Consider the following 15,012-nt stretch of genomic DNA (forward strand, 5'->3'; position numbering starts at 1 on the left):
AACTTTTATTCTTTAGGCTAGCCTAAACAATATGCCAATCGATACGATCCACGCCGGACCCGTCGGCCGCCCATCCGCTACGGCTGGGAGGTAGGGATGGTTGGACGAACGCTCGGCGACCTCCGGGAACGGATCGACGCCCTCGCGAGCAGCGACGGGCCCTTCTATCTCCGTTGTGCGCGTACGGGCGACCGACCCGTTCCCGCGGCGGGACGCCGGTTCGCGGCGCGCACCGACGCCCGGAAGGCCGCCCACGTCGTCGAGCGATACCGAGAGACCCTCCGTCGGTACGATCCGAACGTACCGTACTACGACGTGATCGTGTGTCAGGTCGTCGCGTCGGACTCGCTCGGCGTCCCCTCCGATCGAACGTTCGAGGCAACGCTCTCGACGCCCGTCCTCGACGCCGCGACGCCGCAGTCGTCGAACCGTGCGCTGGTCGAGTTCTGCCACCGGGTGGCTGCGGCGGTCTTCGAGAGCCTATCGGCCGCCGGGCACGACGCCGTCGAGGCGTCGACTATGGATGCGTACGCCCACCTCGCGGACGCCGTCACCGATCCCGACCGACTCTGTCTTCAACTGCTCGAACGGCTAGCGGCGGACGTGGACGCGAGGCTGACCGCCGACGAACAGGCGGCGCTTCTCGATGCCGCCGCAACGCGTCTCGGGTCCCACCGATCAGCGACGGCGGAGCCGGTTTCGGCGACACTCAGCCACCTCGAAGACCACGGGGTGGTCGGAGCGCATCTCCGCTCCCCGTGGTCGATCGACCTCGACGACGGACGACGAGCCGTCGACGTTCGGCTCTCGGGATACGCGCTCTCACCTCGCGACGGCCGACTGCCCGTGCTTCCGCTGGCGGTCGACCTCTACCGCCGCCGGCCGGACTGGCCCCTGTCGTCGATTCGTGTCGTCGACATCGGCGACGCGTGGCGAGTGTCGTTCGTCTTCCGACAGGCGTCCGATCCCGATGGCCTGGCGACGGCCCCGATCGACGAGGGGTAACGTGGCGGTGAACACGATCGTTCGGCAGGCCCGAACGCGGGTGCGTGCCGAACGCGAGGCGGTCGACGCCAAGGCCGACGCGGTCGAGGCGTTTGCCGACCGTATCGCCGATCTCACGGCGACGCCCCCATCGCCGCCACCGCTCGCCGCCACGGTAACCGCGGGCACGCCCCGCTCCCGCCAGTCCGACGACCGCTGTCGCGCGGTCCGGCAGGCGTTCGCCGACACGATCCGTCCCCACAGCGTCGCCGACGTGGCCGACGACGAACCCCTCCTCGAAACCGTTCGCGCCGAACTGTCCGACTCGATCGCCGTGGCGCTCGCTCCGACGACCGACCGATCGTTCTCGCCCGGCCTCAAGCGAGCAATCGTCTCGGCCACGAGCGACCGGCGGACCGAACTCGCGACCCTGGCCCGGGCGCTCGAACGCGAACGGACCGCCCTCGACGACGCCCAAGCGACCGTCGAAACCGTCACCGACTGGCTCCTCGACGCCGACGAAACGCCGCTGACCGGCCTCGGGTTCGACGCGCTCCGGACGCGACACGAGACGCTCGCGACACACCGCAACCGGTGTACCGACCTCACCGACCGGCGGCAGGCGTTCCTCCGGGCAGCCACAGAGCGCTCCACGGGAACGCGGATCTCCCACCGCTCGCTCGGCCACTATCTCTACGAGGACTTCCCGGTCGACCATCCCGTTCTGGCTACCGCCACCCGCCTCGACTCGGTGTGTGTGTCGTGTCAACGAGCCGTCCGCGACCATCTCGTACGGAGGGCCTGATGCGGCGACGACGAGGGTGTCTGTGGGCGGGTGTCTACGTCGGCCTCTTCGGGGCTCCGGACGACGACACGGACTCCGAAACGGAGCCGGCGGCGGAGTCGTCCGAGTGAGCGGTGTCACCGGTGCCGGGCGGGTTCGTGAGTGCACGTCGCGAGTGGGACGACATCGTGTCCACTGGCCTGTACGAGCGACGCGAGCGCAGTCGGAGTCCGCTGGCTGGGATACATTCGCTCATCACACCCGTTCCTCAAAGGATGCGCCGGCCGGGATTTGAACCAAAACCAGACGTGCTCGCTCCCTACGGTCGCTGCGCGCGACTGGTAGGGCTCAAATCGCCAGCGTCGCGCATACACGTCTCTCACGTCCGTTCGAGACGGTATGCGCCGGCCGGGATTTGAACCCGGGCCATGAGCTTGGAAGGCTCAGGTCCTACCACTAGACCACCGGCGCGCAACGACCGATTCAGGATGCGGGGATAAGGCAGTTACGTTTAGTCGTCCGCGGCCGACTCCGCCGCCTCCGCCTCCCGGAACGCCCGTGCCGTCTCCCGCAGCGACTGCGAGATACCGGGCACCTCGTCGGCGTCGACCGGGCCCCGTGCCTCGATCTCCTCGACGCTCCGCGGGAACGGCCGCAGGTCCATGTGGATGGCGATGCCGGCCTTCGCGCCCTGACCCATGGCGACGGGAATCTGGTTGTGTCCCTGTACGAGGTCGCCAACGGCGTAGACGCCGTCGACGCTCGTCCGACCGTGGTCGTCGGCGACGACGGTGCCGTCGTCGTTCAGGTCACAGCCCAGGTCGGCCGCGAGGGCGTTGTTGTACTCCGAACCGTACATCGGAAAGCCGCCGCGGTACTCGCGAACGCGGCCGTCCTCGAACTCGAAACTCTCCAGCCAGCCGTCGGGGCCGCGGTTCATGCCCGTGATCTCCTCGTGGATCACGTCGATGGGATGGGCCCGGAGCATGCGGTCGGTCTCGTCACTCCAGGTCGGTTCGTCGCCCCGGGTGAGCAGGTCAACCTCGTCGGTGAAGTTGAGCATAATCATGGCGACGTAGGCGGCGCTGTCGCCGTGGCCCATCACGTACACCGACTCGTCGACGAACATGTAGGCGTCACAGTGGAGACAGTAGTGGAGGCCACGACCCGTGGGTGGGAGCGGCGGGTCGGGACGCGCGTCGCTGAACCCCGTCGCGAGGACGACTCGTTCGACCAACAGGTCGTCCTCGCCGTCGACGGTGAGGTAGAAGCGACTGTCCGCGCGGTCGATGTCGCTCACGAACCCGCGTCGGTAGGTGGCGCCGTAGTCCTGCACCTGTTGCTGAGCGGTCTGGAGGAACTCGCCCCCGGAGACGTCCTCGGTGATTCCGATGACGTTGTGAGTGTCCTGCATCATCGCGGCCCGACCACCGCCGCGGTTCACGATCACGGTGTCGTGGCCGAGGCGGGTCGTATAGAGGGCGGCGGTCAGGCCGGCCGGTCCCCCGCCGACGACGGCGACGTCGTACGTAGTCCGATCGCTGTCGGTCATCGGTGTGACGTAACGGCTCCGGCGGGTTAAGTGTACTACGTCTGTGCGCTCCGATGCCCGGACCGCCGGGCGCCGACGACGGCATAACAGTTCCCACTCGACCGGAACCGCTCGTGGACGGCGAGGGCGCTGGCCGCCAGGTCGCGGTCGAACTCCGCGGGATCGTAGATGTGGTAGTATCGCGGCACCGTCTCGCCGTCCGGGAGCGTCCAGTCGACGGTCGTATCGAACCCCGTCTCCGCGTCGAAGCGGTCGTGGATCGTGCTCCAGACGCCGACGAGCGCCCGCCCACCGGGTTCGAGGACGCGCGCGAGTTCGCCGAGGCTCGCGATCCGTCGCTCCCGTGACCGGAGGTGGTGGAGCGTCGCGACGTAGACGGCGAGGCCGACCCGCCCGTCCCGGACGGGCAACGCTCCGGCGTCGCCCTGAACGAGGTCGGCGTCGAACCCGCCGTCGGCGCCACGCTCGCGGGCGGTGCCGAGGAGGCCGCGGCTCGCGTCGAGGGCGACGACGCGGTCCGCACGCGTCGCGAGCACCTCGGCGTGGCGCCCGTTGCCACAGCCCACGTCGAGCGCGATGGCGGCCCGCTCGGCGTCGGCGACGAACGACTCGACTTCGGGCCACGGATACGCCCGCGTCTTGGCGAAGTGGTCCGCGATGCGGTCGTAGGTCGTCCGTGGATTTGGCCGATCCATAGCTTCCCTCGGTAGTCCGGGGGTTTAGGTGTCGGTGTCGATCACAGCAGCGCGAACGTGAAGACGAGGTAGGTGAGCGCCAGGAGGCCGGTCGCGTGTTTGACGCCGTCGGCGACGCCGCCCTCGGCGAGTTGCCCGGCGATGAGGCCGGAGCAGACGGCCTGGACGGTCGAGATGTGGAAAAAGAGGAGTTCGTAGGCGTCGGTGTCGACGTCCGTGCCGGTGAACGCGCCCGCGACGCCGCTCCCGGGGGTCCCACCGGGCGTCGCCGCCCCGCCCGCCCCCGCTTCCTGTACGGCGGGGATGAACGCGACGGTCAGCGCGGCGATGATACCGAGGAAGACGAACACCGAGATGTAGATGACGAGGATGTAGGTGAGCATCTCTTGGCGTCGCTCGCGTCGGAGGCGGCGGGTCTCCTGGGCCTCGTCGGCGGCGATGCGGAGGACGGGCGCGATGTCGCCGCTCGCGCTCATGGCGTTCGTGACGAGCGTGACCGCCTGGGCGACCATCCGGACGCGGGTCCGAGCGGCGAACCGCCGGAACGCGGTGCCAACGTCCGCCCCCCAGCGCACGTCCTGCCAGGTGCGGTCGACCTCCGCCTCGAGCCCCCCGAGGTCGGTGTCGGCGACTCGCTTCAGGCTCTCGACGACGCTCATCCCGGCCTCGTTGACGCTAGCGAGTCGGTCGAGGAAGTCGGGGACCGCGCGTTCGATGGTCCGTACCCGTCGCTTGTGCACCTCGTGGAGGACGGCGAAGGTCGTCATGGCGACGATGGCGGCCTCGATGACGGGCGTATCGAGCGTGCCGAGCGCCGAGGGGCCCAGCGGAATCGGGACGGCACGGTAGAGCACCCAGACGACGCCGAGCGGAACCGTGACGACGAAGCTAATCCACGGCCGTTCGAGGACGCTCCGGAGCGGTTCGTTCAGCCACGCCCGCACGGCCCGGAGTCGGTCGTAGGCCGCGAGGCGTTCGGCGTTGTGGCGCCACGCGGCGCCGTCGACGGCCGTCCCGCCGTCGGCACGGGGCAGCGCCGAGCCCGCCGCGTCGTCCCCACCGTCGGGGACGCCGATCACGTCCCCCACGTCGCGGCTCACGTCCGTCAGCGCCGTCTCGTGCTGGGTCAGGCTGTCGATGTAGACGACAAAGCCGGCACTCGCCAGCGGGATGCCGGCGTATCCGACGACCCGGACGACGGTGATGGTGTCCTCGATGACGAGACCGATGACGACGAGGACGGTGATAAAAAAGAGCGGCCCCGCGACGAGGATGGTTACGTACACCTCGGCGAGCGTCGCGACGAGTTCGAGATACTGCTCCTGCTGGGCCTCCGCCTCCTCCTGGTACCGTTCGTACTGATCCCGCAGGAACGAGGAGAGGTTGCGGCCGCTCCCGAGGACGCTGGCGAGGTTGTCGGCGAACTCCGCCAGCCCCTCGCTCGGCGTCCGCTCGGCGGTCCGCTCGACGGCCGTCAGGATGTCGGTGGAGAAGGCGTCCATATCCCGAACCGCGACCCCGACTTCGCGGGCGGCTTCGCCGTAGATGGCGTCGTTGCGTGCGAGCGTGTCGAGCACCTTCGGGAACGGCATACCGCTTCGAGAGAGCGCGTAGACGAAGGCGATGGTCCGCGGGAGCGTCGCCTCGATTTCGCTCGCTCGCGCGTTCGACAACTGGTCGAGATACGCCCACCGAGCCCAGTAGGTGCCGAGAGCGAGCGTCGTTCCGACGGTCGCCCCGAAAAACAGGAAGAGGACGAACAGGCCGAGGAGGGTCAGATCCTGCAGGCGCGTGAGGCCGGCGAGAAAGGAGAGCGCCGGGGGGACGATTTCCAGGATCGACGCCCGGCTGATCGAGAGGAGATCGACCAGCCAGACGGCGACGTAGACGCCGAGGATGGCGCCGACGACGCCCGCGACTCCGCTGATGAGGAGGGTTCGAGAGGCGAACACGCGGTGGGTGGTGCCGACGTGGGTCGCGCGCAGCCGCTCCAGTTGCCAGCTCCGCCGGTCGCTCCGGCCGACGTAGTCGCCGAAGGTGGGGACGGCCAGCCGCGAGAGGAGGAGGTCGGCTCGGGGGCTGATCGGCGCGAGGAGAACCGGGAGCGCGAGGACGACGACCAACAGCAGGGGCAACAGGGGCCCGATCACGGCGTGGCTCCGTCGGTAGCGATGCGTTCGAGGACCCGTTCCGGATCGGCGTAGTACTCGTTGACCAGCGCGGTGAACTGCCGGTAGTCGGTAATACCGCGGTCCTGAAGCGTGGTCAGGAACTGCCGGCGGTTCCGAAGCTCTTCGAGGAGCTCCGATCGGGTCCACCCGCGGTCGTCCTGAATCTCGTCGAGGAGGGAGCTGTCCTGTCGTTCGAAAGTGTCGGTGTCGGCGTCCCACTTGAACGCGTTCGAGTAGTCGAGTTCGCCCGTCCGCTGGTCGATGTCGCCGACTTCGCTGATGGCGCTGGTGCGGCGCACCCGCTCGCCGTCGAGACGAGTGAGTCGCTGGATCGAGAGCAAGTCGAGCGACTGGATCATCGCCCGGGGGACGTTGATGGGTTCGTTCTCCAGCCGGTTGATCACCGTCTCGATGCTGTCGGCGTGCATCGTCGAGAACGTGGTGTGGCCGGTGTTCATCGCCTGAAAGAGCGTCACCGCCTCGTCGCCACGCACCTCGCCGACGATGATGTACTCCGGCCGGTGGCGGAGCGCCGAGCGCAACAGGTCGTACATGTCGATGTCGGCGCCCTCGTGGAGGCGTTCGCGCGTGACACTGGAGAGCCAGTTGTCGTGGTACAGGGAAAGTTCGCGGGTGTCCTCGATGGAGAGTACCTTCGAACGCGGGGGGATGAACATCGACACCGCGTTCATCGAGGTGGTCTTCCCCGAGGCTGTCCCGCCGGCGAAGATGAGCGACTTGTTGTGCTCGATGGCGAGCCACAGGTACGCCATCTGCTCGACGTTGAACGTACCGTAGTTCAGGAGGTCGATGGGGGTGAACGGCTCGTCGGCGTACTGGCGGATGGTGAAAGCCGAGCCACGAGGCGTCACTTCCTCGCCAAGCGCGAGTTCGATCCGGGAGCCGTCGGACAGCGTCGTCCCGATGACGGGGTCGCCGACGCTGATGTGGCGGCCGGACTGCTGGGCCAACCGGACCACGTAGTTGTCGAGTTCGTCCGCGTCCTCGAAGACGACGTTCGTTTCGATATCCGTGTACTCGTCGTGATAGACGAAGATGGGCAGATCGTAGCCGTCACACGACACGTCCTCGATGTGTGGGTCGTGCATCAGCGGGTCGATACGGCCGAACCCGCGAAACCCCCGGATCAGGTAGTAGAGGAGCTTGTAGAACGTGTGCATATCCACGTCGACGCCGTACTCCTCCAGGAGGGACTCGAGTTCCGTCGCGAGCACGGACTCGTCGGCCGGGTCGTCGTCGCGCCGGTAGAGCAAGGGGTCGCGGATATCCTCGAGCACCCGGTTGCGGAGGGTGGCCTCGAAGTCGTTCAGGTCGGGTTCGACGGCGTGGTACTTGTTCGTACTCTCCGCGATGTCGCGCGTGATGACGACGTAGGCGAATGGAGCGTTCACCCAGTAGCGGTCGAGTTCGTCGTGGTCGGCCGGAACGTCGAAACTCGCGAGTGGCCCGTCCTCGCCCGGCCGGAACGGACGCACGTCGAGAGTCGACCCTCGGAGCATCTCGTAGGTCCGGACGAGTCGTCGACGGAGGCCGTCGAACGTCCCGTCGCTTCCCGACGCCGCGTCCTCGGACATCGTTCGTCGGCGCTATGCGAGGCGCTAACTTAAACGTGCGCCCGTGGTTAGCGTTCCTGATAACCACAGCTTGAACATTCGGCGTCGGCACGGGCACCGACAACGATACGTTTGTGCCACCGTCGGCGGACGAGGCTCGCCCCGCGGCCGTCACCACCGATTGTGTTGTACTGGTGTGACAATATCGGTTGCGACGACTGTCCAGGACGATACGGACGGTGACGCCGTCGCCGCCGCCGATGGCACACGGAAGCGAGGCGGTCACCGCCCTTCCCCTGCGCAGGGCGTCGCGCGACGGCGTCGCCGGGAGGACCGGCTCCTGGGCCGGCCGGCTGCGGTCGAAATTGTGAACTGTCCACACAAATATTTTAAGTACGTAGTGCCTACCTCCTACGGATACCAATGCCGGATTCGATGTCCGAACAGCTCCAGCGGGATATGGAGTGTGAAGGACTCCTCGAGTGTTTCCACGGGCTCAAGCAACTGGATAAGGCGTGTTTCCGGGCACTCGTCGAGGCGAACGAACCGCTGACCGTCGACGAAATCGCCGCCGCGGTCGATCGCGAGCGGTCGACGGCGTACCGCTCCGTCCAGCGGCTGCTCCAGACGGGCTTTATCGGGAAAGAGCAGGTCAACTACGAGCAGGGCGGCTACTACCACGTCTACTCCCCGACCGATCCCTCGAAGATTGCCGACGACATGCAGCGTATGCTCAACGATTGGTACGCGAAGATGGGCCAGCTCATCCAGGAGTTCGAGGACAAGTACGACCCCGTCGAGACGAACGCGGCGGCCGAAGGCTGACGCGAACGGGACCGGTGACCCGGCCGTGCCGACGGTCGACGATCCTCTCGTTTCTCCAATAGTTACCGGACGGCGGCGACCTTGATGGTTTTTCGACACCGATTAGCCAAAGGTTTAAATAAGAGGTTCGCCACGACACTTATAATGGAACGTCCGAGCCGCCAACGCCAGCGGAGCCAGGAAACGGAACAGGAAGCGGACGAATCCGTCGACTGCCCCGAGTGCGGGTCAGACAACATCGTCACGGACGCCGACCAGGGTGAACTCGTCTGTGACGACTGCGGACTGGTCATCGACGAACGCCAGATCGATCGCGGGCCGGAGTGGCGGGCGTTCAACCACTCCGAGCGACAGAGCAAGTCCCGCGTCGGCGCGCCGATCACCGAGACGATGCACGACCGCGGGTTGACGACGACCATCGACTGGAAGGACAAGGACGCCTACGGCCGGTCGCTCTCCTCCGAGAAACGCTCGCAGATGCACCGCCTGCGGAAGTGGCAAGAGCGGATTCGGACGAAGGACGCGGGCGAGCGCAACCTGCAGTTCGCGTTGAGCGAAATCGACCGGATGGCCTCCGCGCTGGGCGTTCCCCGTTCGGTGCGGGAGGTGGCGTCCGTGATCTATCGGCGCGCGCTCAACGAGGACCTGATCCGCGGGCGGTCCATCGAGGGCGTCGCCACCGCCGCCCTCTACGCCGCCTGCCGCAAGGAGGGCATCCCCCGATCGCTAGAAGAGATATCCGAGGTCTCACGCGTCGAACGCAAGGAGATCGGTCGCACCTACCGTTACATCTCCCAGGAACTCGGACTGGAGATGAAGCCCGTCGATCCGAAAAAGTACGTTCCGCGCTTCTGTTCCGAACTCGACCTGACCGAGGAAGTGCAGGCGAAAGCCAACGAAATCATCGAGGAGACCGCGGAGAAGGGTCTGCTCTCGGGCAAGTCGCCGACGGGGTACGCGGCCGCCGCCATCTACGCCGCCTCCCTGCTCTGTAACGAAAAGAAGACTCAGCGCGAGGTGGCCGACGTGGCCCAGGTGACCGAAGTCACCATCCGGAATCGGTATCAAGAACAGATCGAGGCGATGGGCTTTCGCTAGCGGACGAAGACGACGACTTCTCGGTTCCAGAGCGACAGGCGGTACGTGCTCGACTCGTACCCGTTTAGCCTCGCCGCCAGCGCGGACCGCTGGCTCGCGTCCGCGACGATCACCGGCGGGCGCGACGCCAGGTTCGACAGTTCGGCCTCGCCCCGGACGCCGTCCGTCTCCGCGCCCATCCGCTCCAGATACCACGGCAACGGGAGGCGGTTGCCCCACGTGTCGCTCACGGGCGGTCGGGCCGGCGTGTCGTCGTAGGTCGGCACGAACGCCGGACCGTAGAAGAGCACGTCGACGCCGTCGTTACCGTCGATGGCCGCGGCCACGTCGGAAACGAACGGGTCGAGGTCGTCACCCGGTTGCGCGTGGTGGACGAGCGGATTTTCGGGCGTCGTCGGGCCGTAGGCCGTCCCCATCACCGCGACGCCGAGTTGGCCGCCGACCGCGAGCGCGACCAGAACCGCGACGGCGACGCCAACCGCGTCGTCGCGCGCGAGCGACCGCGACGCGTAGCGAGCGAGGAGTCCGAGCGCCGCGGCCGCGGGCACGACGGCCGGCGCGACGGTGTGGACGGTCAGCCACGCCGCGCTCTCCTCCGTGATCATCGGAACGACGAGCAGTGACGCCCCCGCCCAGTAGGCGTGGAAGGCGATCACCGGCCGCGTCGGTCCCCGGCCGTATCGGTCGGCGAGGAAGCCGACCGCCGCCAGTCCGACGACGACGGCCGACGCCGCCAGTAGCGTCTCCGCGTGTGCGCTCAGGTAGGGAAGCAGTTGATGTTCGCCGCCCTGTCGACGGCCGACGACGCGCACGCCGTAGAACGCCCGCGCCGCGCCGAGAAACGCCGTCTCGACCGTCGCGACCGACGGGCGGATCGAGCCATCGACACGCGGAGCGTAAAAAAACAGGTGGCCGACGAGGAAGACGCTGACGGCGCCGAGCGCGGAGCGGGCGGTCCCGCGGAGGCGGTCGATCGCCGCGTCGATGTGGCCCCGGGCGTCGCGCCCCGTGCCGACGAGGCGTCGCTGATCGACGGTGAGCGCGGCCGCGATCAGCCAGCAGACGAGGTAGCCGACGGCGAAAGCCGACGTGGCAACCGCGCAGGCGAGCGCCGCCGCGCCGAGATAGCGGTACGGACGGGCGCCGGCCTCGGTGTCGGCATCCAGCACGCGGCGCCCACACCCGACGACGACGAGGCCGAAAACCGCGAGCGGCAGGTCGCCCCGCAGGAAGCGGCCGTAGTAGAGAAGTACGGGGCTGACGGCGAGGAGGCCGGCCATCGCGACCGTCTCGGCGTCGGTCAGACCGAAGCGGGGCGGCGCCGCATCGGCCGGTTCCCGGCGACGGAACAGCAGGGCGACGAGCGGCGAGAGTCCTCCGACGACGGCGACGACGCCGCGGGCCGTCGCGTCCGTCGCGCCGACGACGCCGAGGACTGACCGCTCGACGACATAGAGGAAGGGGCCGCCGGCGATGGGGCGGTACTCGAAAGTTCCGGTGTCGAGGAATCGGAGGCTCCAGTAGCCGACGCGGGCCTCGTCCCAGTGGAAGGGGCGGTCGCCGAGGCCGACGAGGCGGGCAGCCAGGGCGAGGAGGGTGACGACGACGACGGCGAGCGTGACGAGGGTCGGTCGCCGGAGGCCGTCGGACGAATCGGCCGCGGACATATCGGTCCATCCCCCGGTGTCCCGGTGAAACTTTCGATACCGCCACCGACCGATACAAACCGCTGGGGGTCGGAGCACCGGTATGGATCTCTTCGGGACTGCGGGGGTTCGTGGCGACGTACGGACGGCGGTGACGCCCGAACTCGCGGTGGCAGTGGGGCGAGCGGTCGCCCGCGACGCCGTGGACCGGGCATCGGCGACGCCGCGGGACGGGGTGGTGGTCGGCCGCGACGGTCGGACGACCGGCGGGGCGCTCGCCGCCGCCGTCGAGGCGGGCGCTCGCTCCGGCGGGGCGTCGGTCCGCCGTCTCGGCGTCGTCCCCACGCCCGCGCTCGCTTTCGCCTCCCGCGGGCGCCACGGCGTGATGCTCACCGCCTCGCACAATCCGCCGGGCGACAACGGCATCAAATGCTTCGTCGACGGCGTGGAGTACGACCGAGCGGCGGAGGCGGCAGTCGAACGGCGCGTCGACGCCGACACCCCACCCGTCGACTGGGACGCGTGGGGCGGGCGTCGGGACGAATCGGTACTCGACGCCTATCGCGCGGCCGTCGTCGACTACGCCCGCGGGTTCGGCGCCCCCCTCGACGGCCTCGCCGTCGCCGTCGACTGCGGCAACGGGGTGGGGGCGCTCGCGACGCCGACGGTCCTCCGCGAACTCGGCGCGTCGGTCGAGACGCTGGAGGGAAACGTCGACGGGCACTTCCCCGGCCGCGAGAGCAAGCCGACGCCCGAATCGCTCACCGCGCTCCGCCGGTTCGTCGCCGACGGCGACGCCGCCCTCGGGATCGGACACGACGGCGACGCCGACCGCATCGTGATCGTCGACGGCGACGGCGAGGTGATCCACGAGGACACCGTCCTCGCGGTCCTCGCCGAGCGCTACGTTCGCGCGAGCGACGCCGCCGACCCGGTGGTCGTGACGACGCCGAACGCCTCCGCGCGGATCGACGAACGCGTCGCCGCGGCCGGCGGGCGGGTCGAACGCGTCCGCCTCGGCGCTCTCCACGAGGGAGTGGCTCGCGTCCGCGACGGCGCGGGGACCGTCGTCTTCGCGGCCGAACCGTGGAAACACCTCCACCCCGCCTTCGGCGGGTGGATCGACGCCGTCGTCAGCGCGGCCGTCTTCGCCCGCCACGTCGCTAGCGAGGGGCTCGACGGTCTGTGTGATCCCGTTACGGAACGGCCCTATCGGAAGGTGAGCGTCCCCTGCCCCGACGACGCGAAAACCGGGGCGATGGAGCGACTGACGACGACGCTTCCCGAGGCGTTCCCGGACGCGAGTGTCGACACCGACCACGGCGTTCGCCTCGAACGCCCCGACGGCTCGTGGCTCCTCGTCCGTCCGAGCGGCACCGAACCCTACGTCCGCCTCTACGCCGAGAGCGGGGACGTGGACGCCCTGGTGGCGACGGCCCGAACGGTCATCGAACGGGCGGTCGAGGCGGCGGACTGACGGTGCGTACACCGACCGCTTCGACTTCCGTCGTCGCGTTCCCGACGAAACGGGGATAAAGAGTTTTCCCACCGCGGGAGCGACACCAATCAATGACCACCCACGAGTGCGATGTCGTCGTCGTCGGGGCGGGCACCGCCGGGTGTTACGCCGCGGCCAGCGCCGCCCGCGCCGGCCTCGATGTCGTCGTCGTCGAGCGGAAAGACGAGGCGGAGGCGGGCCACATCGCGTGTGGCGACGCGCTGAAGGGCGCGAACACGTTCCCGGACGCCATCCCGAAATCGAAAATCGAGGACTCCTTTACCAACACCGGAGTCGACCACGGCCGGTTCGAACTCCCACAGCACGATACGGTGCTCGACATTCCCGTGCCCGGCGAACTCGCCGTCATCGACCGCCACGCGTTCGGCCGGCGCATCATCGAGGGTGCGGCGGACGCGGGCGCCGACTTCCACTACGACACCGTCGTGCAGGACGTGTTGCAGGACGGCGCCCGCGTCACCGGCGTCCGCGGGGTTCGAAACGGTGACCCCGTCACCTACGACGCCGACGTGACCGTCGACGCCGCCGGCGCCCTCTCGATCCTGCAGGATAAGACCGACTTCGACGACACCACCTTCGACACCAACGTCTCCTACTCCCAGTTCTGTTCCGCGTACCGCGAAATCGTCGAGGTGCCCGAGGCAGTCGAGTGGGACGACGCTCTCGTCTTCAAGCCCACCCAGCGCGCCGCCGGCTACCTCTGGTATTTCCCGCGGACCAGCACCACGATCAACGCCGGTCTCGGCTTCCAGATGACCGAGGAGCCGATGAAACTGGTCGACGACTTACGGCGTGACCTCCAGCGCCGCCCCGAGTTTCAGGGGGCCGAGGTCACGGACAAACTCGGCGCCGCGCTCCCGACTCGCCGCCCGTACGACTCGGCCGTCGCGCCGGGGTTCGTCGCCGTCGGCGACGCCGCCGGCCACGTCAACCCCACGACCGGGGGCGGTATCGCGGGCGCCGCCTACGCCGGCACCTACGCCGCCGAGGCCATCGTCGACGCCCTCGGGGACGGCGGCCCCACCGAGGCCGCGCTCTGGGAGTACAACGAGCGCGTCATGGACCACTTCGGCGGCCGCTACGCCGGCCTCGACGTGTACAACGTCCTTTCGACCGCGGTCGACGTCGACGACTTGATGGGCCTTCTGGCATCGCTCCCCGGCGAGAAACTCGCTGAGGCCCTGTATTCGGGATCGACCTCGATGAGCCTCGGTCTGAAGCTCAAAAGCGCAATCAAGAGCTTCGGTTACTGGGGGACCATCCTCGATTTCTACCGGACCAAGCAACTCGCCGAAGAGCTGATCGGGCGGTACGAGGCGTATCCGTCCTCGCCGTCCGGCCTCGACGTGTGGCAAGCCGAGCGCGACGGCCTGATGGAGCGGGTGTACGAGACGACTGGCGCGGAGCCGAAGTACTGACCGACGGCGCATCGCCGTCATCGAACGCGCCGGGCGGGTCGGTCACTCCGGGTGGTATGGATCGGTCGCGGTATCGAGGCGGTAGATGTCCTCGGCAACGTCGAAGTCGTCGTCGAACGCGTAGAGGTAGCCGAGTCCTTCGGTCCGCATGTAGGCGACGATGCAGGCATCGACGAAGGAGAGCGGCCCGTACTGCCGGAAGAGCGCTTTTCCCGTAGCGAAGGCATCCCCAGTTAGGGAGTCGATGTGGAACCGAGCGTTCTCCTCGATTCGGTCGAGGAAATCGGTCGCGGCAGCGTGGCTTGCGTGAGCCGTCAACCCGTTCAGTGTCTCCGCGAGGACGTGATCGAGGATCACCCCCTCTGGGAGGTCGGCAGTATCGATGCCCCGGAGAATCGGGAACGCGTCGTCGTGTGCACCGTTGCGACGATACGCCGCTGCAAAGAGGACCGTCGTATCGACGAGTGCCCGCGGCATCTATTCGACGTCTACGCCCCACGCGTCGTGCTCGGCCGTGACCGCCGTTTCTCGATCACCGTCGTAGCCGTCGAACTCGTCGAACGTGTCGCGACGCTGTTGGACGACGTGGACGCGGATCGTTCCGTCGTCCTCGATGCGCCAGCGGAGTTTGTCGCCGTCGTCGATATCGAGCTCTCGGCGGATGTGAGCGGGAATATTCGCCTGATTTCCCGACACTTTGCTCTCGGAGTCGACGCGCTCACTACTCACACTCGGCAGTACACGAC

General features: G+C 68.1%; 13 protein-coding genes and 1 tRNA gene. 6 read left to right on the forward strand and 8 right to left on the reverse strand.

The window, feature by feature from the left end:
- Nucleotides 1–96 precede the first annotated feature (96 nt).
- A complete protein-coding gene (locus HALNA_RS10140; RefSeq protein WP_049936265.1) occupies nt 97–1,005 on the forward strand; it encodes a DUF7551 domain-containing protein in 909 nt (302 codons plus the stop codon).
- A gap of 1 nt (nt 1,006) precedes the next feature.
- The gene (locus HALNA_RS10145; RefSeq protein WP_084510153.1) at nt 1,007–1,789 is read left to right on the forward strand and encodes a DUF7260 family protein; all 783 of its coding nucleotides are present in this window, start codon (nt 1,007–1,009) and stop codon (nt 1,787–1,789) included.
- A 379-nt stretch (nt 1,790–2,168) separates the two neighbouring features.
- On the opposite strand, the gene HALNA_RS10150 is transcribed toward HALNA_RS10145, so the two are convergent.
- From HALNA_RS10150 to HALNA_RS10170, 5 genes are all read right to left on the reverse strand, one after another.
- Nucleotides 2,169–2,239 (reverse strand) — tRNA-Gly (locus HALNA_RS10150).
- A gap of 40 nt (nt 2,240–2,279) precedes the next feature.
- Complete coding sequence (locus tag HALNA_RS10155; RefSeq protein ID WP_049936267.1) at nt 2,280–3,320, reverse strand: NAD(P)/FAD-dependent oxidoreductase; 1,041 nt, start codon at nt 3,318–3,320, stop codon at nt 2,280–2,282.
- A gap of 35 nt (nt 3,321–3,355) precedes the next feature.
- A complete protein-coding gene (locus HALNA_RS10160) occupies nt 3,356–4,015 on the reverse strand; it encodes a class I SAM-dependent methyltransferase (RefSeq protein WP_049936268.1) in 660 nt (219 codons plus the stop codon).
- Between the two features lie 41 nt (nt 4,016–4,056).
- Nucleotides 4,057–6,165 carry a type II secretion system F family protein gene (locus tag HALNA_RS10165; protein WP_049936269.1) on the reverse strand — a complete coding sequence of 703 codons (2,109 nt, stop codon included), beginning with the start codon at nt 6,163–6,165 and terminating at the stop codon, nt 4,057–4,059.
- Entirely contained in the window at nt 6,162–7,781 is a 1,620-nt protein-coding gene (locus HALNA_RS10170) for a type II/IV secretion system ATPase subunit (protein ID WP_049936270.1), read from the reverse strand. The genes HALNA_RS10165 and HALNA_RS10170 overlap by 4 nt, the downstream gene beginning before the upstream one ends.
- A 402-nt stretch (nt 7,782–8,183) precedes the next feature.
- On the opposite strand from HALNA_RS10170, the gene HALNA_RS10175 reads away from it, so the two are divergent.
- Nucleotides 8,184–8,585, forward strand: a complete 402-nt coding sequence (locus HALNA_RS10175) for a helix-turn-helix domain-containing protein (protein ID WP_049936271.1) — start codon at nt 8,184–8,186, stop codon at nt 8,583–8,585.
- A gap of 144 nt (nt 8,586–8,729) precedes the next feature.
- Nucleotides 8,730–9,683, forward strand: a complete 954-nt coding sequence (locus HALNA_RS10180; protein ID WP_049936272.1) for a transcription initiation factor IIB — start codon at nt 8,730–8,732, stop codon at nt 9,681–9,683.
- Here the strand turns inward: HALNA_RS10180 and HALNA_RS10185 are convergent.
- Entirely contained in the window at nt 9,680–11,350 is a 1,671-nt protein-coding gene (locus HALNA_RS10185) for a flippase activity-associated protein Agl23 (protein WP_049936273.1), read from the reverse strand. The genes HALNA_RS10180 and HALNA_RS10185 overlap by 4 nt on opposite strands.
- Nucleotides 11,351–11,432: 82 nt before the next feature.
- On the opposite strand from HALNA_RS10185, the gene HALNA_RS10190 reads away from it, so the two are divergent.
- On the forward strand, nt 11,433–12,806 hold the full coding sequence (locus HALNA_RS10190; protein ID WP_049936274.1) for a phosphohexomutase domain-containing protein: 1,374 nt from the start codon (nt 11,433–11,435) through the stop codon (nt 12,804–12,806).
- 92 nt (nt 12,807–12,898) lie between these two features.
- Nucleotides 12,899–14,266, forward strand: a complete 1,368-nt coding sequence (locus HALNA_RS10195) for a geranylgeranyl reductase family protein (protein WP_049936275.1) — start codon at nt 12,899–12,901, stop codon at nt 14,264–14,266.
- 42 nt (nt 14,267–14,308) lie between these two features.
- Here HALNA_RS10195 and HALNA_RS10200 read toward each other — a convergent pair whose 3' ends face one another.
- Both HALNA_RS10200 and HALNA_RS10205 read right to left on the reverse strand, forming a co-directional pair.
- A complete protein-coding gene (locus HALNA_RS10200) occupies nt 14,309–14,743 on the reverse strand; it encodes a PIN domain-containing protein (RefSeq protein WP_049936276.1) in 435 nt (144 codons plus the stop codon).
- Nucleotides 14,744–14,995, reverse strand: a complete 252-nt coding sequence (locus tag HALNA_RS10205; protein ID WP_049936277.1) for an AbrB/MazE/SpoVT family DNA-binding domain-containing protein — start codon at nt 14,993–14,995, stop codon at nt 14,744–14,746.
- Nucleotides 14,996–15,012: the final 17 nt, after the last annotated feature.

The sequence above is a fragment of the Haloplanus natans DSM 17983 genome (genome assembly GCF_000427685.1).
Lineage (GTDB): Archaea > Halobacteriota > Halobacteria > Halobacteriales > Haloferacaceae > Haloplanus > Haloplanus natans.

Coding starts and splice junctions, on each gene's coding strand:
- HALNA_RS10140 (WP_049936265.1), top strand. CDS start 97: ATGGTTGGACGAACGCTCGGCGACCTCCGGGAACGGATCGACGCCCTC.
- HALNA_RS10185 (WP_049936273.1), bottom strand. CDS start 11,350: ATGTCCGCGGCCGATTCGTCCGACGGCCTCCGGCGACCGACCCTCGTC.
- HALNA_RS10200 (WP_049936276.1), bottom strand. CDS start 14,743: ATGCCGCGGGCACTCGTCGATACGACGGTCCTCTTTGCAGCGGCGTAT.
- HALNA_RS10170 (WP_049936270.1), bottom strand. CDS start 7,781: ATGTCCGAGGACGCGGCGTCGGGAAGCGACGGGACGTTCGACGGCCTC.
- HALNA_RS10190 (WP_049936274.1), top strand. CDS start 11,433: ATGGATCTCTTCGGGACTGCGGGGGTTCGTGGCGACGTACGGACGGCG.
- HALNA_RS10155 (WP_049936267.1), bottom strand. CDS start 3,320: ATGACCGACAGCGATCGGACTACGTACGACGTCGCCGTCGTCGGCGGG.
- HALNA_RS10180 (WP_049936272.1), top strand. CDS start 8,730: ATGGAACGTCCGAGCCGCCAACGCCAGCGGAGCCAGGAAACGGAACAG.
- HALNA_RS10175 (WP_049936271.1), top strand. CDS start 8,184: ATGCCGGATTCGATGTCCGAACAGCTCCAGCGGGATATGGAGTGTGAA.
- HALNA_RS10195 (WP_049936275.1), top strand. CDS start 12,899: ATGACCACCCACGAGTGCGATGTCGTCGTCGTCGGGGCGGGCACCGCC.
- HALNA_RS10160 (WP_049936268.1), bottom strand. CDS start 4,015: ATGGATCGGCCAAATCCACGGACGACCTACGACCGCATCGCGGACCAC.